The following is a 25,666-nucleotide window of genomic DNA, read 5'->3' as shown; positions in this document are numbered from 1 at the left end:
TAAAAAACATTTGCTCTTTGGCTTTTTATATAGAATCAGATCAAAACCATTGCTTAACTTTTTAATATCCTAATGCCCTTCACACTTTCACATGCTATTTTAGCGCCGCCTTTGTCCAAACTTTCAGGAAATCGCTTACCGATTGCTGCACTCGCAATTGGCACAATGACACCAGATTTGTATAGAGTATTGGTTAAAACTGAAATTTATTTAAATCATCAATTCAAAGGAATCATCTATCCAGATTTATTGGTGGGATTATTGTTCTGCTTGCTTTGGTATAGTTTATATCGCCCGTTATTATTTAAGTTTTTAGGCATTCAAAAACCATTAAACATTGCTTCTTTTTCAAATTTTTTTCAATTTCTAATTTGGATAGTGTTGGCGATTATCTTAGGTACAGCAACTCATATTATTTGGGACGGTTTAACCCATTTAGATTTTCGAACTTTCGCTTTTAAAGAGTTTTTAGCCCAACCTGTCAGTATGTTTGATCGTATTTATCCTATGCATAAAGTCCTACAAATCGGCTGTTCTGTTGTGGCTTTACCGTTTTTAATGTGGATGGGGTTACATTACTTTTTTAAATATAAAGTCAATCAAATACGAAATCCTAAAATACAAATATTCTGTATAGCCTTATTTACAACCTCTTTTTTTAGCGGTTGCATTTATTATGTTTACATTGCCAAAATCACAGGATTAGCTCCTCAAGACACTGATTTGTATGTACTGATTGGTTTCTTTATGAAAACCTTTACTCAAGCTTCTGTTCTTTGTTTTACTTTTGGCTGTCTTCTATTTCATTATTTAAATTATAAAAAATATTTTTAATGATGCTCTATTTGCCGATTGAGTCACTTAAACTTTCTCGGAATTAGCTTAAATTTATTCTGCAATGTGGTAGTTTTTGCCCCAAGTCCTTGTGACTCACCTCTCAAAGAGGCATAATCTCACATTACATTTTTAGGCGATGCGCTGTTTACGTACTCGCTTCCTTAACCCATATAGTTGGATTTTTAACGCTATGATGCGAACTCATTATTGCGGTTCTTTAACCGAAGCTCAAATTGACCAGACTGTAACGCTTTGTGGCTGGGTACATCGTCGTCGTGACCACGGTGGAGTGATTTTCCTTGATATGCGTGATCGTGATGGTCTCGTTCAAGTCGTCATCGATCCTGATACTCCAGAAGCATTTGCAACTGCGGATAAAGCACGTTCAGAATATGTATTAAAAATTGTAGGACGTGTACGTCGTCGCTATGAAGGCACCGAAAATGCCAATATGGTGAGTGGTCAAATCGAAGTTTTAGGTAAAGAAATCGAAGTTCTTGCTGCATCTGAAACTCCACCATTCCCATTGAATGATGAAAATGCCAATATTTCTGAAGAAATCCGTCTGAAATATCGTTTCCTCGATATTCGTCGTCCAGAAATGATTGACCGTTTACGTTTCCGCTCTAAAGTGACCACGTTAATTCGTAACTACTTAGATGAAAACGGCTTCTTGGATGTTGAAACACCCATTTTGACACGTGCAACACCTGAAGGTGCGCGTGACTATTTAGTGCCTAGCCGTGTTTCAAATGGTAGCTTTTATGCGCTCCCTCAATCACCACAATTGTTTAAACAATTGTTGATGGTTGGTGGTGTAGATCGTTATTACCAAATCGCAAAATGTTTCCGTGACGAAGACTTACGTGCCGATCGTCAACCTGAATTTACTCAAATCGACATCGAAACATCGTTCTTAAACGATGACGATATTATGGATTTGATGGAAGGCATGACCGTTAAGATGTTCAATGAACTTCTTGGTGTGAAATTCGACAAATTCCAACGCATGACTTATGCTGATGCAATGCGTGATTATGCATCTGACAAACCAGACTTACGTATTCCTTTGAAACTTGTAGACGTTGCGGACATGATGCAAGACGTTGAGTTCAAAGTATTTGCAGGCCCAGCAAAAGATCCTAAAGGTCGTATTGTGGCACTTCGTGTACCTGGTGCAGGCTCATTGCCACGTAGCCAAATCGATGAATACACTAAATTCGTTGGAATTTATGGGGCGAAAGGCTTAGCTTATATTAAAGTCAACGAACTTGAAAAAGGCATCGAAGGTCTTCAATCTCCAATCGTTAAATTCATCGAACCAATCGTGCTTGATTTGTTAAAGCGTGTTGGTGCTGAAAACGGTGACATCGTATTCTTTGGTGCAGATAAAGCCAAAGTTGTAAATGATGCAATGGGTGCTTTACGTATCAAGATCGGTCATGACATGAACATGTCAACAACCGAGTGGGCGCCACTTTGGGTCGTAGACTTCCCAATGTTCGAAGAAACTGATGATGGTAAATGGACATCTGTTCACCACCCGTTCACACTTCCAAAATCAAGTGTTGAAGAAGTGAAAAGCAATCCTGGTGCAGCACTTTCTGTTGCTTACGATATGGTATTGAATGGTACCGAAATCGGTGGTGGTTCATTGCGTATCTACACTTTAGAAATGCAAAAAGCAATTTTTGAAGCTTTAGGTATTGGCGAAGAAGAAGCTGAAGAAAAATTCAGTTTCTTATTAAATGCTTTAAAATTCGGTGCACCGCCTCATGGTGGTTTAGCATTCGGTCTAGACCGTTTAGTGATGTTGATGACAGGTTCATCATCTATCCGTGACGTGATTGCTTTCCCGAAAACCAAAACTGCTGAGTGTCCATTAACTCAAGCACCTGCACCAGTTGAACCAAATCAATTACGTGACTTGGGTATTCGTTTACGCGAAAAACCGAAAGCTGAAGAATCTAAATAATTTTTAATTGTTTCATCAAAAACCCTGCTTTATGCAGGGTTTTCTGTTTTTCATATGCATTTTATTTCGATAGGTTCTAATTGAGATAAGTTCTCATAAATGGCATACTATCGCTGTTAACTTTTGAGGTGAAAACCTATGGCTATGCGACCTAATGTACTTCGTCATACAATTATTATCATTGTATTTTCAGTGGTTCAATGGGGATTTATGCGTTATATCCTAAGCCATCAGTTGTTTAATTTAGATACTTATCAACGTATTCTATATTTCAGCATGAGCAGTTTTATTGCTGGTTTCTTTATTATTTCAGCACTAATTTATTTGGTGTTGAAAGGCAATGCTGATCGCGACTAATATTAATTAAATGTATAAGCTACTTAAAACTTTCTCTCGATTACCTCTAGGGATGATACAAAGTATTGCTAGAGGTGTGGGGAATTTATTGTTTATGAGTAATTCTTCAGCAAAACGTACCACTGCATTGAATTTAACAGCAGCGTATCCCGAGCTTGATGAACAACAACGCAATCAACTGATTAAGGCCAGTTTAAAAAGCCAATGTATGACTTATGCAGAGTCAATTAAAATTTGGGGATCTTCTCCAGAATTCGCCTTAGCCCAAATTAAACAGGTTTATAATGCTGATATTTTTCTCAATGCCTTGAAGAATCCCAATGGCTGTATTGGTGTGGTACCCCATTTTGGAGCATGGGAGCTCATGAATGCGTGGATCAACCAACATACTCATCCTGTTATCATGTATAAACCAAGTAGAGATAAAGACTTAGATCGATTTATGTTAGAGTCTCGCCAACGCTTAAATGCAACATTAGTACCCACTGATGATACTGGTGTACGGGCCTTATTTAAACATTTAAAACAAGGTGGATTTACTGCCATCCTTCCCGACCATATCCCCAAAGAGTCTGGCGGTATTTATTCTGAGTTTTATGGGCAAAAAGCATTTTCATCAACTTTACTTTCAAAGCTTGCTGCAAAAACCCAATGTTCCGTCGTGGGTTTAACTTGTGTTCGCCGCTCTGATTTCTCAGGTTTTGATTTACATTTTACCGCACTATCACAAAATATTAATTCTAAAGATTTACAGCTTTCAGTCGATACCTTGAATAAAGAAATGGAACGAATGATTAGTATTGCTCCTGAACAGTATTTATGGGGCTATAAACGATTTAGGAAATTAGAGGGTGGCAGGAATTTGTATAAATAAGCAAATTCATGTCCACCAAACAGAACTTCAAAAATTAACAGCTAAAACATTAGTTTCAACGAAATTTTATTTTCACAGTCCGAATGCCTTGTCTAAATTTTGCCAGCTTAATCATCATTTTTTGAATTTGTCTAATAACTCTTGAACATTCTTTTTTCAATTTATCACTAAATTTCAATTTTTTCTTTTTCAGATACTTCCCTTTTCTAATATTTCTAACTTCTTCCAAGGCACTTGGAAACTGTGTATTACCATTCGTCAATATCATATCCTGAATACACAATGCGGGGCTAAGCTGATACACTTCTAGCTCTGGGCACTCTCTAAACAAAAAATGATCCACAGGGATTAATGCTTTCGATTCAACAATAAAATTCAGCAATTTTTTTGCTACATCTTGCGATATGATATATCCGCCACATCCCATATGCGCTTCACGTAATAACAATAGCTTACGGGCATCGGGAGCCGAGAGATTATGTTGTTTTAACGCTACACCAATTTTTTTATAAAAGACCTCTAACTTAATCACAGAACATTCTTTTGGAATCCATACATCATCCAATAAAAAATCTTTTGCATGATCACCTAAATAGATATCATCTTCAAATATTGCAATATAATCGAGTTGCTCATCTATTGCTTTTTTCCATAACAGCATATGGCTCAGCAAGCAACCGACTTCATTTTGGTGTAAAGCTGTTGTATACCCGACCAGGCCAAGTTTAGATGTCGCGATGTCTATATTCACAGGCGTAATCGCATCAAAAAATTCAAAATCTACTTCTTGTTTTGTAAATTCAGCTACAATATGCTTACGGCGCTCTTGAGCAGTTGATAAACTAATGACAAATTTTTTCATAAAAACTCTTACAACAATTACTCATAAATTTAATTTTGAGATCGACTCCACGATAAAGATCAATGTTCATTTAAATTAATCGCATTTAGCGATATACTATACGGCACCACTCTAATAAATGTGATTTAGGGGCTATAAATAATGATTAGTGAAAACATTAAAATTTTTGTAGGTTGCGATCCAAATAACTGTGATCTTGAACAACTCATGGTATTAGAACATAGTGTTCGTAAACATACACAGCATAATGTTGAATTTATTTGGATGCAACTTAGTCATGACATAAATAGTCCGTGGTATAGCGACCAAGAAACAGGTAATGGATGGTCTACAGAAAAATGGGCAACACCTTTTTCTGGTTTCCGTTGGGCAATACCTGAGTTATGTAATTTCACAGGTCGCGCAATTTATATGGATGCTGATGTGGTCGTACTCTGTGATATTGCAGAACTTTGGTCACACCCTATGAATAATGATGCAATCGTTATCGCTAAAGGCGGAAAAAGTACAGCGCGTTTATGTACTTGTGTATGGGATTGTGAGAAAGCCAAACAATACCTCCCACCACTTGATGAAATCCGCACTAATCCAGAGAGTCATAAAAATTTAATGCGTCTTATCAAAGACAAGCCTCAATTAGTTGAACCTTATCAAGATTCTTATAATAATATTGATGGTGAAGACTTAGCGATTGAACAAATCAAAGTATTACACTACTCGGACATGGGAACTCAATTTAGTCATAAATATGCAATTCCACGTCTTGCCAAAGCGAATCAAAAACATTGGTTTGATGGCAAAATAATGCCTCATCCTCGCCAAGATTTGGTTGAGTTATTTGATCAATATTATGCGGAAGCACTAGAGCTTGGTTATAAACCTGAAAATTATTTAATTGAACCTTTTGGAACTTTTTCAAAAGCAACTCAAATTAACTACCAAGGGAATAAAGTGACTCGCCCAGACCAAGAAACCAATTGGTTGAGTAAGCAAATCCGAAAAATTAAAGCTAAATTTAAAAAGCCCACATTTACTTTAGATGGATAAATTGTCGAATAGACATTTTATCCATCTTCAATCCTTTTCTCATTACGACTCTATATGAACCATAAAACACCAAAATCGATTCAATTATTCTTTTCAAATTTTGTTTTAAGAAATATCTATAAATTTATTTATAAACATAGCCATCCTAAAACACATCGACATAATCGTAAATACTGGCCTTATTATTCCGTTAAAAGGAACGAACTTGGTGGAATTGATCAGGTGTATTTTCGTAAGAAACTCATTGCTGACAATTCAGTTATGCCTACACGCTCTTGTAAAAAAAGCATGCTGGTTGCAACTGGTCCTTCCGTTCAAAAATGCCCAGAAGATGTTTTTAAAAGACAAGATATAGATTATATCGGAATTAATGGTTCAATCTCATTGGACTATGTTCAATTTAAATATTATGTCATTATCGACTTTAATTTTACTAAAAATCGTTTTGATTTAGTACTCAAAGTACTTCAAAGTCAATGTACTTTTTTCACCACTCATCGCTGTCTAGACATCATTCTAAGAAGAATCAATCCTGACCAAATTAAATGTCAGATCAAAGTCATTGAAACGATTACGGATGGTGTAACTGAACGATTTTTAGGTCCCCGTCTCACTATTAATCCCCATCAAGACTATTTTTATTTAGAAGATGGTAAAGGATTTTCTCTGCATATTCGTGATTCTATTTTTGATTATTTCACAGTGTCATATGTCGCATTACAAATTATTTATTCTCTGTCTTATGAAGAAATTTATTTAGCAGGTTTAGATATGAATAACTTTAATCAACCACGTTTTTATGAAAAAAGCGGTAACAAACAACCAACGATGCTTGACCAATACTTAACGGAAATATTTCCAGCATTTGAGGCCGCTTCTCACTATTTAAACAAGCAGAATATTAAAGTTTACAATCTTTCACTGAAAAGTGCGATAGAGTCTTTTGAGAAATTAGATCCAAAGCTTTTATAAAGTTTTGGATTCACCTTAGCTCTTAATTTGTTTTTAATATGCAAACCAAAAATTTCCGTGATGATATCAACGGGCTTCGCGCCTATGCTGTAATACTTGTTGTTCTATTCCATTTTGGGGTTTCAGGATTTTCTGCTGGATTCTTAGGTGTCGATGTTTTCTTTGTTATTTCTGGTTATCTAATGACCAAAATCATTATTGAGAACCTTGAAAAAAATAGTTTTTCTTTTATAAACTTTTATTTAGCAAGAATCACACGAATTTTTCCTGCACTTTTCTTTGTCATCTTAATCATGACAATTTGCGGATGGTTTTTTTTCATCCCAGAAGACTTCAAACTGTTTGCTAAAGATGCAAAATATAGTCTAAGTTTTTTATCTAATGACTTATATTATCGTCAAGCAGGTGATTATTTTGCAGTAAGTTCTCATGATAAGGCCTTACTTCATACATGGTCTTTATCAGTAGAATGGCAATTTTATATATTATTTCCTATTCTTGTTTATTTATATTTTAAAATTATTCAAAATAAAAAATTCTTAGGAATATTTTTAATTTTATTATGTATTTCATCTTTAAGCTTCTCAATTTATATCTCTTCTAAAGACTCAATCTATGCTTTTTTTAAGCTCACCTCTCGTGCTTGGGAGTTGCTTGCGGGTGGCTTGGCTTATTATTATTTTAGAACATATACGCCAACTCAACCCATAAAATATTTTTTTGAACTTGTTGGTTTTTCATTCATTGCACTAAGCTTAGTCCTGTTTGGTCAAGATACAATCTGGCCAAGTTATAACGCATTAGTTCCTGTAATTGGAACGATGCTTATTCTTATTGCTAACCAACAAAATTCAGTTTTCACCAAATTTAAATTTATTCAAAATATAGGCAGTGCTTCTTACTCTATTTATTTGTGGCATTGGCCAGTTGCCTTTTTACTTGGATATTTTTTCTTTGAAAAAAACATAGTCAATATTAGTCTAGGGATTCTGATCTCTTTTATTTTAGGCTGGTTAAGCTATAAATATATTGAAAGTTCAAGAAAATATTTAGTCAGTATTAAGGTATATTACTGCTATTTATTATTCTTTATCATCCTGATCTCTTCATCCGCACTCTATTCATATATAAATAAAGACGGTTTAAAAAATCGTGCCGATTCACTCTATTTAAAACACAATGAAAAACTTGAAATGCCAAAGGTTTCCAATGGCTGGTGTTTTTATAATATTAAAGATGATCACAGCCTTAAGGTAGGTCAACAAGGACTTGAATGCCATATTGGATCGAAACAAACTGATGCTCAAAAAGTACTTTTATTTGGTGATTCTTTTGCTGGACATAATATTCCCTTTTGGCATTATCTGGGTAAAAAACTCAACTTAAATATCCATGCAATTACTACAAATTGGTGTTATCCAAGTACGGATGATCAATTCACAGGGGATAAGAATTCAACGGCCTACCAGCAATGTATGATTAATCGAAATTACTTAAAAAACAATATAGATCGATATAGTGTATTAATTTTTGCAGGTCGCTGGTCCGATATTGTGCAACAGCATCAAGAACAAAGTTTTAAAAATTTGCTCGAACTAGCGAATCAATCACATAAGAAAGTGATTGTAATGTCTGAGCCTTATGCATTTGATGCAAACATTAGCATGTTATACAAACGGTCATTGTGGTTACATCGAAATTTCAATCTAAATAGTTATTTTGATAATGTTAAAGCTAAACAGCAAAAAAATGCTTCACGGCTCATTACAGATACGACTCAGCACTATCCAAATACGTTATTGCTCACTCAAGCAGATTTGTTTAAACCAAATCATATGGCAAAAGAAAGTATTCCTTACTCTTTGGATGGTCGCCATTTATCTGTTTTTGGTTCATTGTCCTCTGAAGAGTATTTTACTCAACAGCCTAAATATAAAGTACTTAAACAGTTTTTATCTACTTCAAACTAGTTAAAAATTTGGGTCAGCTAGGATTTTAGTCTAAATAAGCTTTGATTTCAGAAAAGAGATCAAAGCTTATTTTTTAACATGATTGAATGAGTTCTAAGTTAAAAATCAATAAAAGATCCTTTAAAATACATTCCTTTATCATAATATTGGCATAAATAATTACGCTCTTTTCCTGCAAGTTTTATTAACTTAGGATATTCTTCAGCTGGATAATTAATTGCCATATCAATCAAAATCTTTTCTTTTACCCAGCGATTTTTCACTTGGTAGTAAAAGGCATTTTCATCACAATCGATTAAAGTAATGCTTGGGAAAGATCGTCTGAGCACTTTCTGACATGCGACATAAGCCACTAAATATTCCAAATTACTAATTCTTTGAAAAATATCTTTGCTATTTTTTTCAGTTTTTTGAATATTTTGTACATAGCATTTAGGCGTTTGTTGAATTGCTAAATATAATTCATCATACCAATGCTTAAAGAAAACATTTTTTTTAACACTTGCCAATAACCAATTCTCCAATACTGGATAATCGATATTCGTAGTATTTTTTTTTCGGTAATAAGAAAAACATTCTGTCTGATTATTTTGCATCAGTTCAGTAATCCAATCCAAATTATCATAAAGAATTATACTGGCATCTAACCAGATCCCACCATGCTGATATAAAAGATCAAATCTGAGTAGATCAGCCTTTTGTTGAGGCGTCGCATCCTTCAATAAAGAAAAATCAATATCACTGTACTCACTTACATTTTTTGGGTTAAGTACATATACTTGATAAGATGGGTTTTTTTCACGAATATTTTCGACACATTTTTCTACAAACTCTGGGAAACGTCCTTCCCAATAAATCCAAATTTTTTTAGGTAACTCAATAGAAGTAGTAACAGGATTAAAAATGAGCTGTCCTGCATAATTATCAATTTTTTTATTGGTATGTCTAATTTTATAATAGTACATCATATGAAATTTAGCTAAATAAAATAATTTTTTAAAAATTTTCATATAATAGATCCACAACGTTTACCTAAAGCAATACTGATAAAAATACATTTTACACAGTATATTTAACCAACAATTATCCAATTACATCTTAATACAATTAAAAATAAAGATGTTTAAGAGCATATACCCGATCACGCCACATACGTTTTTGCTTCTTAAAACCATAAGAATGGTCACGATTTTCTTTCTCTTTACGAGATATTCCCTGTGTTGCAACTGTACCTAAAATATCGCTGTCCAAACCTGCTGGACGAACAAAAGCAGGCCAAACACCTAATCCTTTTCCATTCTTACTCAACCAAGTTTGGAAAAAGATATCAACAGGCATCGCAATTGTTTTACCTTGTGCAATAAACGCCTCAGCACCCTTTCGTGACCAAATTAACCCCAAACCACGAATAGGAAAATAATAAGCGTGCCACAATGAATAGTGATCAAACTGAGTAATGTCTTTGGCTAACTTTTTCTTCTTCGCGGCTAAATTAATCAGATACCAGTCTAAGTCTGGATGCGTATCTAAATAATTTAAAACTTGATCCATAGACTGTTTGAAATCAGCTGTAATTTTCATATCATCTTCTAGGACAACAAGATAATCTGCATCACTTGCTAAAAATTTCTGAGCACAGCCATAATGACTGAGATAACACCCTAGCTCAGAATTGAGTAACCGTCTTCCTAAAGTTTGCTGCGTCAACGCATCATCATAATCCTGAAAAGATGACAATCCTTTGCCACGTCCATCGTAAGCAGAAAAACGCTCAAACTCCCAGTTTACCGCCTGTAACTGTTCTGTTGCGCGAGCAAGTCGCTCATCACTACCATCTAAATTTATCAGATATGTTTTAACTTTCATGATGGGCTTCCTACGATAAAACTTTGGCTGAAATAACTGATTTAGGTAAATAATCATATAATTTATCGATCATTTTAAGACGTACCTGTTCAGCATTCTCAGAATTTAGTTGATCTAAACTTTGGATACAACCATATTTAATATTGCCTTGATTCAATGCTTCTACAAACTCAGGTAAGCTTTCAGCATTCTTCAAATAAGCCAAAGCTAAATCAGATTTTAAAACTGCTTCATTTTTTTGAATCTTTAAATGATTCATCAATGAAATCGGATTTAGCTGTTCGACACTTCTAAATTTATATTTAATCTGTGTTTCTAATAGGTCTGGATGATGCAATAAGTATTCACTTAAAATTTTACGATCTACGCAATGTGGATAATGGTGGATTTCAAAAAATTCTTTAAAGCCTAGAATATCAGCACCCAGCATTTGTGCAATCACATGACCAGGTTGAATCGGTTTATTAAATTTTCGATTTAAAAACTGACGATATTTCAGCTTAGCCTTGTAACTAAAACAACTTTTCCAGTGTCCATAGGTGACGATTTTATTGGCTTCAAGAAAATCTTCAATTTGAGCAGGTGAATTGAAAAAGAAGTCATCATTTAAGTAGATAAAATAATCTGAAAGCCCGTTAATATTCCATAACATGCTTTCAATTGACCGGGTGTTAAACGTGGGTAGAAATTGCGTATAACCAGCAAAAATCTCACGATGATCAACGACACGAATTTTATTTGCATCACAAAGACCTTGTGTTGCAAATTCATTTAAAAATTCAGGCTGCTGATTATCTGTAACAATGAAAATATGACGGCAAAAAGGTACATACTTCAATATAGATGCAATGTTGTAATAGATCTCATCATTACTAGCAAAACGTGTATCGCTCACAGCATCTGAGGCATCTCCACCTGTGAGGTATTGATGACGTTTACGTTTTAACTCAACATCATTGCCATCGACCCAAGCAATCACGATATCAAGGTTTTGCATCTATATTGTTCTCAAATTTTCTAATGATCTAAATAAAATTACTGCCAAGCGTCTTTAATCCAGTCTGAAGGCAACACATAACGATACCATTTACCACCACCGCCAGTCACAGCATCAGGTGGATTAATTTCCCCATGGAAAATAATAATTTTGGCATCTTGTGGCTTTACTGGTGGCTTAAAATAAGCCAATGGTAATTTTTGCAAGCAATGGTATTTATAACTCTTACACCAATCTTTTGGCCAGTAGCTTAGTTTTTGCTGCTGATCGACATACCACGATAAATACTCTTGTTCATTTCGGAATTTATGACTAATTTCTTTAAAGTTTTCACGAAAATACGGCAAAATTTCAGGAAAGGTGCCCAACTTAAAACGATAAACTGAGCTATTTCCGGTCACACGCCAAGGACGTTTCCAATCGTGAATAATTAGAAATTCACCGGGATAAGTAAAGAAATCATCAATATTGTCTACAATGACCACATCAAGATCTAGAAATAATAAATTGCCTTTTAAACCATATAAATTGGGTTCAAAAGTAGATAGTTTATTCCATCCTCGCTCAGGACTTCCTTCAGGTAATGCTAATGGCGGAATTGGAAAGCATTGAACTTCGGGATTAATACCTTCCGTACGATCAGTCAAACACACCATTTGGAAATCAATTGTGGTATGTCGTTTCACCATGTTATATAGGCGATTGACATACTCAGCACCATACTTGCTGCCCCACTTCATACACAAAACGATATTCTGTTCTGATTCAACTAAATTCGACTGTAAATTTGATTCATTGACCTGCATGCATCAATCTTCCACCTGAGCAATCGCCATATCATACCATTACCCTCGCCAAGTTACTGTATTCGATTGCATATGCTGAACAATTTGTTTCATGAGAATATGCTATGATGCGTTAACAATTCACATTGAGCATGATCATTTTAATTGTTCGATATTTTATTGAGCAATCTTTTTTGAATGAATGCACTGTGAAATTGAATACAACTTTTGCAAGCACATTTTCTATATTAGGTTTTTATGAAAATAGCAGTCGCTGGAACAGGTTACGTTGGCTTATCCAATTCAATGATATTTGCACAACATCATGAAGTTGTTGCAGTAGATATTTTAGAATCTAAGGTTAACTTGCTCAACAATAAAATATCGCCCATTCAAGATGCGGATATTTCATTATTTTTAAAAGAAAAATCATTAAATTTTACAGCTACGACAAATTACCAAGCAGCGTATTGCAATGCAGATTTTGTGATTATTGCAACACCAACGGATTACGACACCAAAACCAATTATTTTAATACGCAAAGTGTCGAAAGCGTAGTTCAGCAAGTCTTAGAGGTCAACCCCAATGCAGTGATGGTGATTAAATCAACTGTCCCTGTCGGCTTCACCAAGAGTTTAAAAGAAAAATTTCACACTGAAAATATTATTTTTTCTCCAGAATTTTTACGGGAAGGAAAGGCATTGCATGACAATTTATACCCTTCCCGCATTATTGTTGGGGAAAAATCTGATCGGGCAAAACTGTTTGCTGACTTATTGATCGAAGGGGCCATCAAAAAAGACAGCCCTGTTTTATTTACCGATTCAACTGAAGCTGAAGCAATTAAGTTATTTGCCAATACCTATCTCGCTATGCGCGTTGCCTATTTCAATGAACTGGATACCTATGCGCAAATTTTTGGCTTAGACACTCATCAAATTATTGATGGTGTTTGTTTAGATCAACGTATTGGTAATCACTATAATAATCCATCATTTGGTTATGGTGGCTATTGCCTACCCAAAGACACCAAACAACTTTTAGCCAACTATAATCACGTTCCAAGTAATTTGATTCAAGCCATTGTTGACTCAAACAGCACGCGTAAAGACTTTATTGCAGACTCGGTGATTGCACGTAACCCCAATAAAGTTGGTATTTATCGCCTAGTGATGAAAAGTGGTTCAGATAATTTTAGAGCGTCCGCAATCCAAGGTGTGATGAAACGCATCAAAGCCAAGGGTATTGAAGTGATTGTCTATGAACCGACTTTACAAGAGGACCAGTTCTTTAAGTCCAAAGTCGTCAATGATTTAGTACAATTTAAACAGCAAAGTGACGTGATTATTGCCAATCGGGTTTCTAATGACTTAAGTGATGTATTAGATAAAGTCTATACACGAGATATTTTCGGAGCAGATGAATGAAAGTCCTCGTCACAGGTGCAGCAGGTTTTATTGGCTTCAATGTTGCAAAAAAACTTTTAGAACGTGGTGATGATGTTGTTGGCTTTGACAATATGAATGATTACTATGACCCCGCATTAAAACAAGCCCGATTAGCGGTTCTCAAAGATACGGCGGCACAAACCCAGCAAATATTCACTTTTATTCATGCCAATCTTGCCGATAAAGCAATCGTTGATCAATGTTTTCAAGATCATCAATTTGATCGGGTGATTCATTTGGCTGCACAAGCTGGTGTCCGTTACTCATTAGAAAATCCATTGAGCTATGTCGAAAGTAATTTAATTGGCTTTACCAATATTATTGAAGCATGCCGTTATGCCAAAACACCACATTTAACTTATGCCAGTACCAGTAGTGTTTATGGTGCAAATACCACCATGCCATTTAGTGAAAAACATGGCGTTAACCATCCTGTACAGTTCTATGCTGCAACGAAACGTGCCAATGAACTCATGGCGCACAGTTATAGCCATCTCTTCAATTTACCAACAACAGGCTTACGCTTTTTTACTGTCTATGGTCCTTGGGGCCGTCCAGACATGGCTTTGTTTAAGTTCACCAAGAACATTATTGAAGACCAACCTATTCCTGTTTTCAATCACGGCAACCATACCCGTGACTTCACTTTTATTTCAGATATTGTGGAAGGTGTGATTCGTTCAAGTGATCAAATTGCGCAACCTGATCCAAATTGGAACAGCAAAAATCCTGATCCATCGACCAGTTATGCGCCTTTCCGTATTTTCAATATCGGCAACAACAATCCAGTAAAATTGATTGAATATATTCATGCTATTGAAAAAGCCTTAGGCAAAGAAGCAATTTTAGAATTACTTCCATTACAACCAGGTGATGTGCCGGATACTTTTGCGGATAGCAGTGCTTTAGAACAGATGGTCGGATACAAACCATCGGTCTCTGTTGAAGATGGTGTTAAACAATTCGTAGATTGGTATCGAGATTTTTATCAAGTTTAATTAAGGCTTTTATTTAGTTTAAAGCTAAATTTTAGCCTTGGAATTTTTTTTCAATTATTACAACAGCCAGATCTAAGCAAAAAAAGGATTCCTCTAGGAATCCTTTTTTTGCATGCAGCCACTTATTTTACATAAGTCAGCCAATGTGCATATTTTGGATCTTTACCTTGAACAGCATCAAAGAATGCTTTCTGAATCTTCTCAGTAATCGGACCACGAGCGCCTGAACCAATTTCACGATCATCATATTCACGGATCGGCGTCACTTCAGCAGCAGTCCCAGTAAAGAATGCTTCATCACCAATATAGAATTCATCACGGGTAATACGACGTTCAACAACTTCAATCCCCATATCTTTCGCAATGGTGATAATCGTTTGACGCGTAATCCCATCCAATGCCCCGCCAGCAATATCTGGTGTATGTAATACACCATCTTTTACTAAGAATACATTTTCACCTGAACCTTGGCATACATACCCTTGAGGGTCCATAAGCATTGCTTCATCATAACCAGAATGTGCCACTTCTTGGTGTGCAAGAATAGACAAAGTATAGTTACCTGAAGCCTTGGCTTTACACATGGTCACGTTAGGGTGATGGTGCGTAAATGATGAGGTTTTAACACGAATACCTTTCGCCATTGCTTCATCGCCAAGGTAAGCACCCCAGCTCCATGCAGCAACTGTCGCATGAATGGTATTATCAGTTGCAGCGATACCTAATTTTTCCGAACCAATGAAAATAATTGGGCGTAAATAGCATGACGCCAATTTATTTTCACGGACAACATCAATTTGAGCTTGTTCAAGAGTTGCTTGATCAAATGGAACTTTCATTTGATAAATTTTTGCAGAATTTAACAAACGTTTTGTATGGTCTTGGAGACGGAAAATCGCAGTACCGTTAGGTGTTTCATAAGCACGGACACCCTCAAAAACACCCATACTATAATGTAATGTATGAGTTAAGACGTGAATTTTAGCTTCACGCCAATCAACCATTTGTCCATCTTGCCAAATAAAACCATCACGATCAGCCAAATTCATGGCGCACACTCCAAATTTTTACACAATTATTCACTTTCCAAAGCGAAACTCGCTGTTGGATCAATTAATCTTTGCCATAACTTGCAAACGACCTCTCGGGTATCGTGCCAATCCGCAGCACTCACTTGCATATTATGATTTGCAAGTGCCAAACGGTGGCTCTCGGCGCGTTCACTGAGATAAGCTTGAATCAATGCGGATACATCGTCGCTGGATAAGCAACCTGCCTTTGCGGCATCTTCAAGGATTCGTACGTTGTCGGAATAATGGGCGAGATCAGGATTCGTCCCACTCCAGGCTAATACGACATACTGTGCCATAAATTCGATGTCAACGATACCTCCTGCATCCTGTTTTAGATGAAAAATTCCATCTTTTTTCTGATCTTTTGAGGAACCCAAATGATCTTTCATCTTCTGACGCATGTTCAGGACTTCTTTGCGAACTGTCTCTTCTTCTCTTGGTAATGTGAGAACCCTACAGCGTAATTCTTCAAATTTTGCTCTTAAGCTTTGCTCACCTGCAATTGAGCGTGCTCGAACAATTGCTTGATGTTCCCACAACCAGGCACTTTTGAGTTGATACTGTTCAAATGCCTTTAAACTGGTGACCAATAAGCCTGCTTCACCAGAAGGGCGTAAACGGGTATCAATTTCATAGACTCGACCATCTAAAGTTTGTGTGGTCATCAGAGACATAAATTTTTGCGCAACACGCATGGCAAATTCAAAGCCACTAATGGCCTTTTGACCATCAGTATCTGCTTGTTCATCCATATAATGAATAAAAACTAGATCGAGGTCTGAACCATAGCCCAGTTCAATGCCCCCTACTTTGCCATAACCAATCACAGCATAGGCCATATGGTCTAATGAACAACGTAGGCCTTCTGCATCGACAGGATAACCATGACGCTTAGCAACTGTCTGATAAGCCAAGTTTAATGTCGCAATCACAGAAACTTCTGCAATATCTGTTAAAGCATCCGAAACTTTCATCAACGGGCTTTCTGCCAGCACATCGCTTGCAGCAACGGTAAGCACATTGGATTTTTTAAATAAGCGCAATACTCGCATTTGATCTTCAACTTGATCGATTTCAATACGCAGTAATTGCTGGCGGAGCGAATCTTCCAAATAATCTCGTCGAGGCAGTTCAAAATCCATGGATAAAAACTCATCCAGAAGAACAGGATAATGAGTCAACTCCTCACAAATCCACGGACTAACTGTCGCCATTTTGACCAAACGTTGCAACGCCCCTTTGCTTTCAATCAACATCACCAAATACACGGTACGGCGCATTACAGATTCGACCAACGGCATCAATCGCATTAAAGCCACTTGCGGACTATTCGACTGTAGGACTGCTTCAACCAAATGCGGCCAAAATTCTTTTAAACGCTGTACAGCTTTAGCAGGCAGTTTCTTGATTGCATGACCATACCAAAACTCATGAATCAGATTTTGTGCATTACGGTCTAAGATCTCATTGAGCTGGCTTTCCAACTGACTAAAACTTTCAATCGGAGAATCAAGTCCTTTTTCTTTAATCAAATGCTCAAATTGGAAAGTCACCTTGCTGCGCTTTTGGTTGAGAAAATCAATAAAAGCAGCCCAATCATCAAAACCCAAGGTATCAATTATTCGCTGACGAAGTTCAGGTTCTGTAGGTAAAGATTGTGTTTGCTGGTCATTCAAGGCTTGAATAGCATGCTCTACACGTCGTAAAAATAGATAAGCCTCTTCAAGATCCTCAACGGATTGATGATCGAGTAATCCCGCCTCACCCAAATGTTTTAGGCTAACAAGGCATTGGCGGTCTTGTAACTCTAATTTTGCTCCGCCATAAATCAGCTGAAAAACCTGCACAATAAATTCAACTTCACGAATACCACCTGCGCCCAGCTTAATATCGTCTGCAATGTTACGCCGAGCCACCTCACGTTCAATCATGGCTTTCATTTCACGCATGGCTTCAAAAGCGGTGTAATCTACATATTTACGAAAAACGAATGGGCGGGTCATATCCAATAAACTATCACCGTCTTGTCCACCTGTGATAATACGCGCCTTAATCCATGCATAACGTTCCCACTCGCGCCCATGCTGACTTAAATATTTTTCTAAAGCCACATGACTTATTGCCAGTGCTGAACCATCCCCCCAAGGACGTAGACGCATATCCACACGAAATACAAAACCATCTGCAGTAATATGATCTAATAAATAGATCAGCTTTTGCCCCCACAAGATGCAAAATTGCTGTACATCAATACACTTACGACCATTGCTTTCTCCTTGCTCATCAAAGGCAAAAATCAGGTCAATATCACTAGATAAGTTCAGCTCTTGTGCCCCAAGCTTGCCCATCCCAATGACGATCAAATCTTGAAGCTTGCCGTTATAACCTATCGGTTCGCCATGTTTTGCCAGCAAAGGAATCCGAGCAAAATCTTTTGCTGCAATGATACAGGCATCTGCAAAATCAGACAGTTCTCGTGTCAACTTCACCACATTGGTCAGTTGGTTAGCATCTTGCCAAATCCAACGAAACATTAAGCGTGCACGAAGAATACGTAAGACTTTCATCCACGTATTTTCATCTTGAATATTGACTAAATGATCGTAAACGAGTTGTTGAATTTGTGCTGTACTGAGCGATTGTTGAAATTGATCAATTGCATAATCATGTTCTAAAGTGGCTTGATGTAGACTTAATACTTGTTCTGCATACTGACTTGCATGTAATGTTTTTTGCAATTGCTCAATGTTCATTGAAAAGCCTGTACTTATGTTTTATCAGCTTATTTATAGCAGTTTGCTTTACAATTAGGGAGGTTTTTGTACTTTTCTTAAAAAACAAAGCTCAAAAAACCACCACTCACAATCAATCTAAATTATTCAAATATAAAATTATGAAATTTTTATTTTATCTTGCTTGATTTCAGGACAAACCAAAGCTTGATGGGTATTTTTTGCAGCAGGTAAAGCAACAATAAAAGTCGTTCCCTCACCTGTTTTAGAGCTTACTGAGATTTTTCCATGATTGAGATCCACAAACCGTTTACATAGAACCAGCCCTAATCCTGTTCCTCGCTCCCCAATCGTACCTTTTATACTGGCTTTGATCTGTGGTTCAAACAGCTGCTCAATTTGCGACTGAGTCATTCCCAAACCAGTATCATGAATAATAATTTCTATATCTTTTCCTACTGGGTGCGCAACAATGGAAACTTTTCCAGAACCATCAGTACGGGTAAACTTCAAGGCATTCGAAACCAAATTCTGAATCACCGAGGTCACCATATTCATATCTGCAAAAACACTTAAATCTTCAGCAACATTTTCAATCAGTTGTATATTTTTATTCACTGCCAAAGGCTTAAGCACATCGTAAACAATCTTTGTGGTCTGTTTTAATTTAAAATTAATTGGGTGATAAACAAAGCGCCCACCTTCTGCCATCGCCCAATTGAGTAAGTTTTCAAGTAAGGAATAGGTCGATTGCAAGGTATCGTGCAAATAATCTGCAATATCCTGTACACCTTCTTCACTCAAAGTTTCACGCTCGTTTGCTAAGACATCTGAGAAGCCAATCAATCCATGAAAAGGCGCACGTAAATCATGAGCAATAACTTGGAAAAACTTAGTTTTACTAAAATTTAAAGCGCGTTCTTGTTCATATAACTCATAGTAATCTTGGGATTCAGATTTACGCTCTAAGATCGTCACCAAACCTAAGCTAAGTTCTTCTAATAAAGCCTGTTGCTTGCTTGTAAATGTTGTTTTTTTATTATCATAGAAATAAACATGTGCAATAGAGTCGTTATCTTCTAACTTAAAATCGTAGCACAATAAACGTTGGTGTTTTATCCCAATTTCAACCATATATTGTGAGAATTTTTCATAATTTTTATGCATTTCTGAAACGATGCACTGATTGCCAAAATATGGTGATAAGCTCAATTTACAAGCAATAGATGCTGCTTTAAAATCACTACTTTCATCGGCAACCCAAATATAAGGTTCATTATGAAAAGTAAAAAAAGCATTTTCTACATTGAGAACAGCACGAGCTACACGTAAATAACGTTCAATTTTATTGTCTGTGGTATAAACACCTAAAATCAACGATAGTTGACAAGCACTAAGCTGTTCAGTCTGATGAGCTTCTAAGAATTCTAATTTCATGTTTACCTCATTTGCACTTTCAGTTAACACGCTAGTTATTTAAATCGCCAACGTTTAAATATCAACTTCTTCCAAACACATACAAACTTGAAAACATCGCTTTAGAGAAACACTTACAAATGTTCACATAAAACAATATAACAGCAATACAATCAAATAAAAACAATGGGATGAAATTTTCGATAAATTTCACATTTTATTTAACATGCACAATCAGTTACTGCTTTATATATTTTTATGATTTAAATAGAAAAAACCAAGCTTTTGATAAAAACCTCTAATTTAAATCATCGCAATCAAACCATAAAGTATTTATCAAGCTATTGGCATGTATAAGTGACAGAGAGGTTGCAAAGATCAAAGACAAAATAGCGAAATTCAGCAACAACTTTACTAAAGTTATCTCTCAAATGATTGAGGAAATGAGTTATTTTAATCCCTTAAAAAAGCATTTCGAAAAAATAGATCATCCCATACAAGACGATAAAAATGATGGATAGCAGGCTCATATTTAAAATGAATTTGAGTATTTTATAAGTTTTGAAATGCTTTTCACGAAATTGTATTGAATACTGTCTAAATGGTGCAAAAAATTTAAAAATAGCACTATACACCCCTCTTTTATCTTCAGGTGTATTTGGAACAACAGTACCTTTAACAAGAATACGATAAGCGCTGTTAAAAATTCGTCCAAATATGTTCATTGGACGATCAACATCACACATCAGAATCAATCGCGCTGAATTCGCTGTATTATATGCAAAATGTGGATATGTTTCATCAAAGACAAAGTCTTTACCATTGAACCAAGTACTAGTTTGTCCATCAATATTAATTTGACAAGTTTCAGAGTTAGGCGTCACCAAACCGAGATGATACCTAAAGCTACTAGCAATCGGATCAGCGTGTAAGCTCAGTTCAGAACCCGCCGGTAACAGTGAAAATATGGCACCTCGAATAGCAGGAACTTGATTAAGTAACTCCAATGTCTTAGGACATAATCTTTGCGCAGAAACATGCGTTGTTCCGTACCATTTTAAGTAAAATTTACTCCAACCACGTTTGTAAAAAGTGCGAAAACCAACATCATAATAACCGTCTGCTCCAGGTGTCTTGATCACTTCAAATATACCCGATGACTCTAATGCTATTGCTTCATCTCTAATAATTATCCAATTGGCTCTAAGTACTTCAATATTTTCTAAAAAGTCAGCATCTAATATTGGCTTTTTTGCAAAGCTGCGTGTCGTCATATACAGAACACAATTAAATGGTGCAAATATAGGCCAACTTTTTCTTAAATATTGTGAGAGTGAGTCATAACGTACATTTCCTCGCCAACGGTATACATAAGTCATGGCTGCTATCGAATACACGATTAAACCAATGATGATCATAATACTTAGATTCATTATAATTTTACTCCGATTATGATTTCTGAATCCCCATGATGTGTCCTTGATTTTCCTTAAATAAAGCCAATCTTCTTTGCTGAACAACCTGCATAAAGATCATTTAGATATTTTTTGAAATAGCGAGAAAAAATAAAATAGTTTCAAATTATTTAAAATACTTTTAACTATAATTAATTAATTTTCTTATAGGCAAGAAATATGTACACCTTTGGTTAAGTTTTAAATGATTGAAATTAAAAATTTTAACTGTTGTTGTTAAGTGATCAGGCGCTATTTCTCGCATACTGATACTTGTTATAAAAATGCGTCATTAAAGAGGGCGCGATGGAACACTAGAAATTACGTAATTTTAATTAAACATCGAAACCATCATTTAAATGCCAATCTATTAATTGGTCCATACTGATCAAAATCAGTTTTTTTCTTTTTAAAGCACTCATGTTCTTATTTGGTTTCTTAAGTTCTGATAGCACCAATTTCAAACAATAAAAAAAGCCCTCAAGTCTAAATATGCTTGAAGGCTTTTCATAATATATGGTCCGAGGGTCGGACTCGAACCGACACGTCATCGCTGACAGTGGATTTTGAGTTCCGTAATTTGTATAAACACATCGGTACATGCTACAGCAATTAAAATCATAATTTTTAATATAAATGCATAATCACCATGGGGAATTCAATATAGTAAACTCGATAAAATAGTATAGCGATAAGACTAACAAGCTTGGATTACTTATCATTTTCCATAAGAATTTTTATATCATCAGGTATTGATGCATCTGGTATTTCATTATTCTTTATTTGCTGTAAATAATTTTTAGCAATTTCTTCATTATTATTTGCTGCAAGTGTTAGCCACTTTTCTGCTTTTACTAAATCTTGAGTTACGCCATTAGTTCCCAAAAAATAAGCTGTACCTAAATTAAGTTGAGCAAGTGAATACCCCTTAGATGCAGCTAACTCTGACCAATAAATGAATTTCTCCCCATTTTTTGGTACACCATCACCAAATGCATATAACCCTGCCAATTCATTTTGAGCAATTACGTCGCCACTTTTAGCAGAAATTTCTAAAAATTTTAGATAATTTTCTTTATCACCAGCTTCAGAATATTTTTTTGCTTTTTGATATGAATCTTGTTCAGTCGATGCAATCTTTTCTGAGTCATGAATTTTGTTCAGTGATGTACCATTACTACAACCACTTACCATCAATAAAATAAAAAAGATAGAATAGGAATATTTCATTTACTAACTCTCAAAAATTAAAAACTTGATGGTACATAATAAAAACTGAGTCTTTCTTCAAAAACTCAGATACTATTCAAGTCAATGATTTTAAAACTGAATTTCGAATGTAAAAAACATCATCCTATATCATCAATTAATTAAGCTAATTTCTTAAATATATACCCAGAACACACACAAAAAAAAATATAAATTATAAGCTTAAAAAATCATCAACAGACTCCTAATTTTATAATTTATTTTTGCTTAAGTACTCTCAAATTATTAATTGCATCGACATGTCCCCTTTCAGCTGCTTTACCATACCAATATATTGCTTGTAATTTATTTTTTTGAACATATATCCCTTTTTCAAAAAAAACACCTAAATTATATTCAGCTTCAGAACTACCTAGCTCAGCAGCCTTTATAGAATAATCAAATGCTTCTTTAAACTTTTCTTGATCAATATACATTTTAGACAAGCCTTCATATGCACGTAATTGATTATCCTTCATACCAGCTAGATACCATTTTTCGGCTTTTTCATAATCTGGCAATGTATCCTGACCATTACTCCGATATAATTCCGCTAAATTTAGTTTAGCCTCTTTATTACCTAACTGATCTGCTTTTAAATAATATTCTTCTGCTTTATTTAAATCTTTATTTTTCCCCAATCCTAGGAGGTAAATCGTTCCTAACGAATTCAATGCTTCATTATTTTGGGATTTTGCAGCTTTTTCTAACCAATAATAGGCTTTATCATAATTCGGAACGATTTTTTCTGAACCATTAAGATATATCCATCCCAATAAGTTCTCTTTTTCATCCAATGTTAATCCTTTTATATTAACGATTTCACATTGTTTACTTAGATCACCTGCTTGTTTACATTCTTCCTCAAGTGTAAGGTGATTATCTTGCTTATTTAAGTTGGTGCAAGAAGCTAAACTTCCAAGCATCAAAAACACTAAAATATTTTTCATATTATTTACCTACAATAATTTACTGCCGTACAAATTGATCCTGTCGCACCAGCTCCCGCTCCAATAATCACATTACCAGAATATGTTTGAGAGCCATCTGTATTTTGACAAGCTTGCACCCCCCCTCCAATGATAGCAGCGCCTTTAGCACTACCACAAACAGATCCTCCAGTAGAAAAACCACGTGAAGTATCAGTATTAGTATAACTTTGCCCTCCACTTCCGTAAGCACTTGCCTCCGCTCCTGCACTACCACATACATTTAGGGCAACACATTGCATAACTTTCCCATATTTATCTCTAGTATGACCACCTCCAACACCTACAGATCCTCCCGCTATTGCAGTAAGACCTAAATTAACATTTGTCATTGTTGTATATGGTACATGGGTAGCTGCTTTTACAGGGGCTGGTGGAGTCATTACTTGATTACGATATTCAGGATCATTTTGCATTTTCCAATTATGTTCAGAGACTTTAGAACGTCCATATTCCATCAAACCAAGAGGAAAAGCATTAGACCAATCTAGTCCCATTGGATCCACCCACTGATTTGGATCATTCACATAAACAGTGCTATTCATGCCTCCATTCAACCCAATTGGATCTTTACTCACATACCTTGCACTATACGGTTCGTAATAACGATAACGGTTATAGTGTAAGCCTGTTTCTTTATCGTAATATTGCCCCTGAAAACGGATATTACTTTGTTCCAATGGATTGTCTTGGTTTACTGTATTAATTTCTAAAGCTAAACCCCATGTATCTTGTTTGATTTCCCAAACACACTCGCCTAACTCATTACTTAAAGTTTGTGGAGTACCGACTTGGTCACAGTGATAAAAGGCAACACGTTCTAATTCAGCTTTGTTCTTTCTGGTTTCAGTTTTCCATACTGGATCTTTATAAATCGAATAAGGTACGTTTTGGAATTGACGATAATCAGGTGTTTCTATCAGCTGAATAAAGCCTGTATAACCAGTCTGTAATAACGGTACGAAGCTATCTGGCTCATAAACATAATGCTTGGTATAATCAGTTTGCACTTTTGATGATTTCACTGATTCCCAAACCATCTGATCACCATCCCAACCAAATAAGGTTAGGCTGTGGTCTGTTTGGTTATTCTTAAATAATCGTCTGCCAAAAACATCATAACCATAATCAGTAATTTGACCATTGTTGTCACTTTGTATCAGACGATTTAAGTTATCCCAAGTGAGTTTTAAGGTCTGACCGGCTTGAGTGGTTTCAATCACATTGCCCTGTGCATCATATTTATAATGTTTGCCTTGATACTGGCTAATCAAGTTATTTTTTACTTGCGCAGCTTGAGTGGCAATCGGATCAATTAAGTTCCCCGCAGGATCAAAACTAAAGCTTTCAGTCTTATATGGGTTTTGGCTTTTGATTAAACGCCCGATTGGATCATATTGGTAATTTAACTTTCCTAGACGACTATCATCGACTTGAGTCAGCAAATAGTTGTTATCATAGTGATAATGACGTTCTGCTTGAAATTGTACCCTGTCCGTTGTTTCTTGTTCTGGGCGAATGATTTGTGAGCTGAGTAAGCCCACATCATTATAATTCTTGGTTTGCACTAAACCATTGGCCAGCAATCGTGTGGTTTCACGATGTAAATCATCACGTTGGAATGCCACCATATCTTGTTTGTTAAAAGCAATACCATAAATATGCCCCGATCCATAACTTAGATTGGCTTGTACTTGTCCATCAGGACGAATGGTTTGAGTCAAATTCCCCAATTCATCGTACTCATAACGTAATACTGCTGTGA

The 25,666-nt window shown here is 35.7% G+C and carries 21 protein-coding genes; 9 read left to right on the top strand and 12 right to left on the bottom strand.

Features of this window, described 5'->3' with window-relative positions; translation table 11 throughout:
• Window positions 1-72: 72 nt before the first annotated feature.
• The 4 genes from ACG9ZL_RS03425 to ACG9ZL_RS03410 all read left to right on the top strand — a co-directional run bounded on the left by ACG9ZL_RS03425 (window position 73) and on the right by ACG9ZL_RS03410 (window position 4,043).
• Window positions 73-834 (top strand): DUF4184 family protein, encoded by a 762-nt coding sequence (locus tag ACG9ZL_RS03425; protein ID WP_419359072.1) that lies wholly within the window; start codon window positions 73-75, stop codon window positions 832-834.
• A gap of 193 nt (window positions 835-1,027) precedes the next feature.
• On the top strand, window positions 1,028-2,812 hold the full coding sequence (gene aspS, locus ACG9ZL_RS03420; RefSeq protein ID WP_336953399.1) for an aspartate--tRNA ligase: 1,785 nt from the start codon (window positions 1,028-1,030) through the stop codon (window positions 2,810-2,812).
• Between the two features lie 138 nt (window positions 2,813-2,950).
• Window positions 2,951-3,169, top strand: a complete 219-nt coding sequence (locus ACG9ZL_RS03415) for a hypothetical protein (protein ID WP_004723114.1) — start codon at window positions 2,951-2,953, stop codon at window positions 3,167-3,169.
• 10 nt (window positions 3,170-3,179) lie between these two features.
• On the top strand, window positions 3,180-4,043 hold the full coding sequence (locus ACG9ZL_RS03410; RefSeq protein ID WP_336953400.1) for a lysophospholipid acyltransferase family protein: 864 nt from the start codon (window positions 3,180-3,182) through the stop codon (window positions 4,041-4,043).
• 55 nt (window positions 4,044-4,098) lie between these two features.
• On the opposite strand, the gene ACG9ZL_RS03405 is transcribed toward ACG9ZL_RS03410, so the two are convergent.
• On the bottom strand, window positions 4,099-4,905 hold the full coding sequence (locus ACG9ZL_RS03405; protein WP_336953401.1) for a glycosyltransferase family 25 protein: 807 nt from the start codon (window positions 4,903-4,905) through the stop codon (window positions 4,099-4,101).
• A gap of 141 nt (window positions 4,906-5,046) precedes the next feature.
• On the opposite strand from ACG9ZL_RS03405, the gene ACG9ZL_RS03400 reads away from it, so the two are divergent.
• Genes ACG9ZL_RS03400 through ACG9ZL_RS03390 form a run of 3 tightly spaced genes read left to right on the top strand, consistent with a single transcriptional unit; the run spans window position 5,047 to window position 8,894 of the window.
• Window positions 5,047-5,952: a glycosyltransferase gene (locus ACG9ZL_RS03400; protein WP_336953402.1), complete on the top strand. Its 906-nt coding sequence runs from the start codon at window positions 5,047-5,049 to the stop codon at window positions 5,950-5,952.
• Window positions 5,953-6,006: 54 nt separating this feature from the next.
• Window positions 6,007-6,924: a WaaZ-like lipopolysaccharide core biosynthesis protein gene (locus ACG9ZL_RS03395; protein WP_419359071.1), complete on the top strand. Its 918-nt coding sequence runs from the start codon at window positions 6,007-6,009 to the stop codon at window positions 6,922-6,924.
• 38 nt (window positions 6,925-6,962) lie between these two features.
• Window positions 6,963-8,894: an acyltransferase family protein gene (locus ACG9ZL_RS03390; RefSeq protein WP_419359069.1), complete on the top strand. Its 1,932-nt coding sequence runs from the start codon at window positions 6,963-6,965 to the stop codon at window positions 8,892-8,894.
• A 98-nt stretch (window positions 8,895-8,992) separates the two neighbouring features.
• Here the strand turns inward: ACG9ZL_RS03390 and ACG9ZL_RS03385 are convergent, their stop codons facing one another.
• From ACG9ZL_RS03385 to ACG9ZL_RS03370, 4 genes are all read right to left on the bottom strand, one after another.
• Complete coding sequence (locus tag ACG9ZL_RS03385) at window positions 8,993-9,904, bottom strand: glycosyltransferase family 32 protein (RefSeq protein ID WP_419328095.1); 912 nt, start codon at window positions 9,902-9,904, stop codon at window positions 8,993-8,995.
• A 97-nt stretch (window positions 9,905-10,001) separates the two neighbouring features.
• Window positions 10,002-10,760: a glycosyltransferase family 25 protein gene (locus tag ACG9ZL_RS03380; RefSeq protein WP_336953405.1), complete on the bottom strand. Its 759-nt coding sequence runs from the start codon at window positions 10,758-10,760 to the stop codon at window positions 10,002-10,004.
• Between the two features lie 10 nt (window positions 10,761-10,770).
• A complete protein-coding gene (locus ACG9ZL_RS03375) occupies window positions 10,771-11,757 on the bottom strand; it encodes a stealth family protein (protein ID WP_336953406.1) in 987 nt (328 codons plus the stop codon).
• Window positions 11,758-11,795: 38 nt separating this feature from the next.
• Window positions 11,796-12,563: a glycosyltransferase gene (locus ACG9ZL_RS03370; RefSeq protein WP_336953407.1), complete on the bottom strand. Its 768-nt coding sequence runs from the start codon at window positions 12,561-12,563 to the stop codon at window positions 11,796-11,798.
• A 237-nt stretch (window positions 12,564-12,800) separates the two neighbouring features.
• Here ACG9ZL_RS03370 and ACG9ZL_RS03365 point away from each other — a divergent pair, with 237 nt between their 5' ends.
• Together ACG9ZL_RS03365 and ACG9ZL_RS03360 are read left to right on the top strand one after the other, a co-directional pair.
• A complete protein-coding gene (locus ACG9ZL_RS03365; RefSeq protein WP_336953408.1) occupies window positions 12,801-13,970 on the top strand; it encodes a nucleotide sugar dehydrogenase in 1,170 nt (389 codons plus the stop codon).
• Window positions 13,967-14,989: an NAD-dependent epimerase gene (locus ACG9ZL_RS03360; protein WP_336953409.1), complete on the top strand. Its 1,023-nt coding sequence runs from the start codon at window positions 13,967-13,969 to the stop codon at window positions 14,987-14,989. The genes ACG9ZL_RS03365 and ACG9ZL_RS03360 overlap by 4 nt, the downstream gene beginning before the upstream one ends.
• 122 nt (window positions 14,990-15,111) lie before the next feature.
• Here the strand turns inward: ACG9ZL_RS03360 and ACG9ZL_RS03355 are convergent, their stop codons facing one another.
• From ACG9ZL_RS03355 to ACG9ZL_RS03325, 7 genes are all read right to left on the bottom strand, one after another.
• Window positions 15,112-16,038 (bottom strand): branched-chain amino acid transaminase, encoded by a 927-nt coding sequence (locus tag ACG9ZL_RS03355; protein WP_004723137.1) that lies wholly within the window; start codon window positions 16,036-16,038, stop codon window positions 15,112-15,114.
• 26 nt (window positions 16,039-16,064) lie between these two features.
• Complete coding sequence (gene glnE / locus ACG9ZL_RS03350; protein ID WP_336953410.1) at window positions 16,065-18,815, bottom strand: bifunctional [glutamate--ammonia ligase]-adenylyl-L-tyrosine phosphorylase/[glutamate--ammonia-ligase] adenylyltransferase; 2,751 nt, start codon at window positions 18,813-18,815, stop codon at window positions 16,065-16,067.
• A 138-nt stretch (window positions 18,816-18,953) separates the two neighbouring features.
• Entirely contained in the window at window positions 18,954-20,231 is a 1,278-nt protein-coding gene (locus tag ACG9ZL_RS03345) for a sensor histidine kinase (protein ID WP_419328098.1), read from the bottom strand.
• A 440-nt stretch (window positions 20,232-20,671) separates the two neighbouring features.
• Window positions 20,672-21,643: an aspartyl/asparaginyl beta-hydroxylase domain-containing protein gene (locus ACG9ZL_RS03340; RefSeq protein WP_419359067.1), complete on the bottom strand. Its 972-nt coding sequence runs from the start codon at window positions 21,641-21,643 to the stop codon at window positions 20,672-20,674.
• A 732-nt stretch (window positions 21,644-22,375) separates the two neighbouring features.
• Complete coding sequence (locus tag ACG9ZL_RS03335; protein WP_419328100.1) at window positions 22,376-22,894, bottom strand: tetratricopeptide repeat protein; 519 nt, start codon at window positions 22,892-22,894, stop codon at window positions 22,376-22,378.
• Between the two features lie 236 nt (window positions 22,895-23,130).
• Entirely contained in the window at window positions 23,131-23,862 is a 732-nt protein-coding gene (locus ACG9ZL_RS03330; protein ID WP_419328101.1) for a tetratricopeptide repeat protein, read from the bottom strand.
• 5 nt (window positions 23,863-23,867) lie between these two features.
• A partial coding sequence (locus ACG9ZL_RS03325) for an RHS repeat-associated core domain-containing protein (protein WP_419359065.1) occupies window positions 23,868-25,666 on the bottom strand: 1,799 nt, incomplete at its 5' end.

Origin of the sequence: Acinetobacter legionensis, from assembly GCF_048551735.1 — a bacterium.
Lineage (GTDB): Bacteria > Pseudomonadota > Gammaproteobacteria > Pseudomonadales > Moraxellaceae > Acinetobacter.
This window is presented reverse-complemented; position numbering and strand designations above follow the sequence as displayed.

Excerpts from the sequence above, each read along its gene's own strand:
- ACG9ZL_RS03425 (WP_419359072.1), top strand. The coding sequence starts at position 73 with ATGCCCTTCACACTTTCACATGCTATTTTAGCGCCGCCTTTGTCCAAA.
- aspS (WP_336953399.1), top strand. The coding sequence starts at position 1,028 with ATGATGCGAACTCATTATTGCGGTTCTTTAACCGAAGCTCAAATTGAC.
- ACG9ZL_RS03415 (WP_004723114.1), top strand. The coding sequence starts at position 2,951 with ATGGCTATGCGACCTAATGTACTTCGTCATACAATTATTATCATTGTA.
- ACG9ZL_RS03410 (WP_336953400.1), top strand. The coding sequence starts at position 3,180 with ATGTATAAGCTACTTAAAACTTTCTCTCGATTACCTCTAGGGATGATA.
- ACG9ZL_RS03405 (WP_336953401.1), bottom strand. The coding sequence starts at position 4,905 with ATGAAAAAATTTGTCATTAGTTTATCAACTGCTCAAGAGCGCCGTAAG.
- ACG9ZL_RS03400 (WP_336953402.1), top strand. The coding sequence starts at position 5,047 with ATGATTAGTGAAAACATTAAAATTTTTGTAGGTTGCGATCCAAATAAC.
- ACG9ZL_RS03395 (WP_419359071.1), top strand. The coding sequence starts at position 6,007 with ATGAACCATAAAACACCAAAATCGATTCAATTATTCTTTTCAAATTTT.
- ACG9ZL_RS03390 (WP_419359069.1), top strand. The coding sequence starts at position 6,963 with ATGCAAACCAAAAATTTCCGTGATGATATCAACGGGCTTCGCGCCTAT.
- ACG9ZL_RS03385 (WP_419328095.1), bottom strand. The coding sequence starts at position 9,904 with ATGAAAATTTTTAAAAAATTATTTTATTTAGCTAAATTTCATATGATG.
- ACG9ZL_RS03380 (WP_336953405.1), bottom strand. The coding sequence starts at position 10,760 with ATGAAAGTTAAAACATATCTGATAAATTTAGATGGTAGTGATGAGCGA.
- ACG9ZL_RS03375 (WP_336953406.1), bottom strand. The coding sequence starts at position 11,757 with ATGCAAAACCTTGATATCGTGATTGCTTGGGTCGATGGCAATGATGTT.
- ACG9ZL_RS03370 (WP_336953407.1), bottom strand. The coding sequence starts at position 12,563 with ATGCAGGTCAATGAATCAAATTTACAGTCGAATTTAGTTGAATCAGAA.
- ACG9ZL_RS03365 (WP_336953408.1), top strand. The coding sequence starts at position 12,801 with ATGAAAATAGCAGTCGCTGGAACAGGTTACGTTGGCTTATCCAATTCA.
- ACG9ZL_RS03360 (WP_336953409.1), top strand. The coding sequence starts at position 13,967 with ATGAAAGTCCTCGTCACAGGTGCAGCAGGTTTTATTGGCTTCAATGTT.
- ACG9ZL_RS03355 (WP_004723137.1), bottom strand. The coding sequence starts at position 16,038 with ATGAATTTGGCTGATCGTGATGGTTTTATTTGGCAAGATGGACAAATG.
- glnE (WP_336953410.1), bottom strand. The coding sequence starts at position 18,815 with ATGAACATTGAGCAATTGCAAAAAACATTACATGCAAGTCAGTATGCA.
- ACG9ZL_RS03345 (WP_419328098.1), bottom strand. The coding sequence starts at position 20,231 with ATGAAATTAGAATTCTTAGAAGCTCATCAGACTGAACAGCTTAGTGCT.
- ACG9ZL_RS03340 (WP_419359067.1), bottom strand. The coding sequence starts at position 21,643 with ATGAATCTAAGTATTATGATCATCATTGGTTTAATCGTGTATTCGATA.
- ACG9ZL_RS03335 (WP_419328100.1), bottom strand. The coding sequence starts at position 22,894 with ATGAAATATTCCTATTCTATCTTTTTTATTTTATTGATGGTAAGTGGT.
- ACG9ZL_RS03330 (WP_419328101.1), bottom strand. The coding sequence starts at position 23,862 with ATGAAAAATATTTTAGTGTTTTTGATGCTTGGAAGTTTAGCTTCTTGC.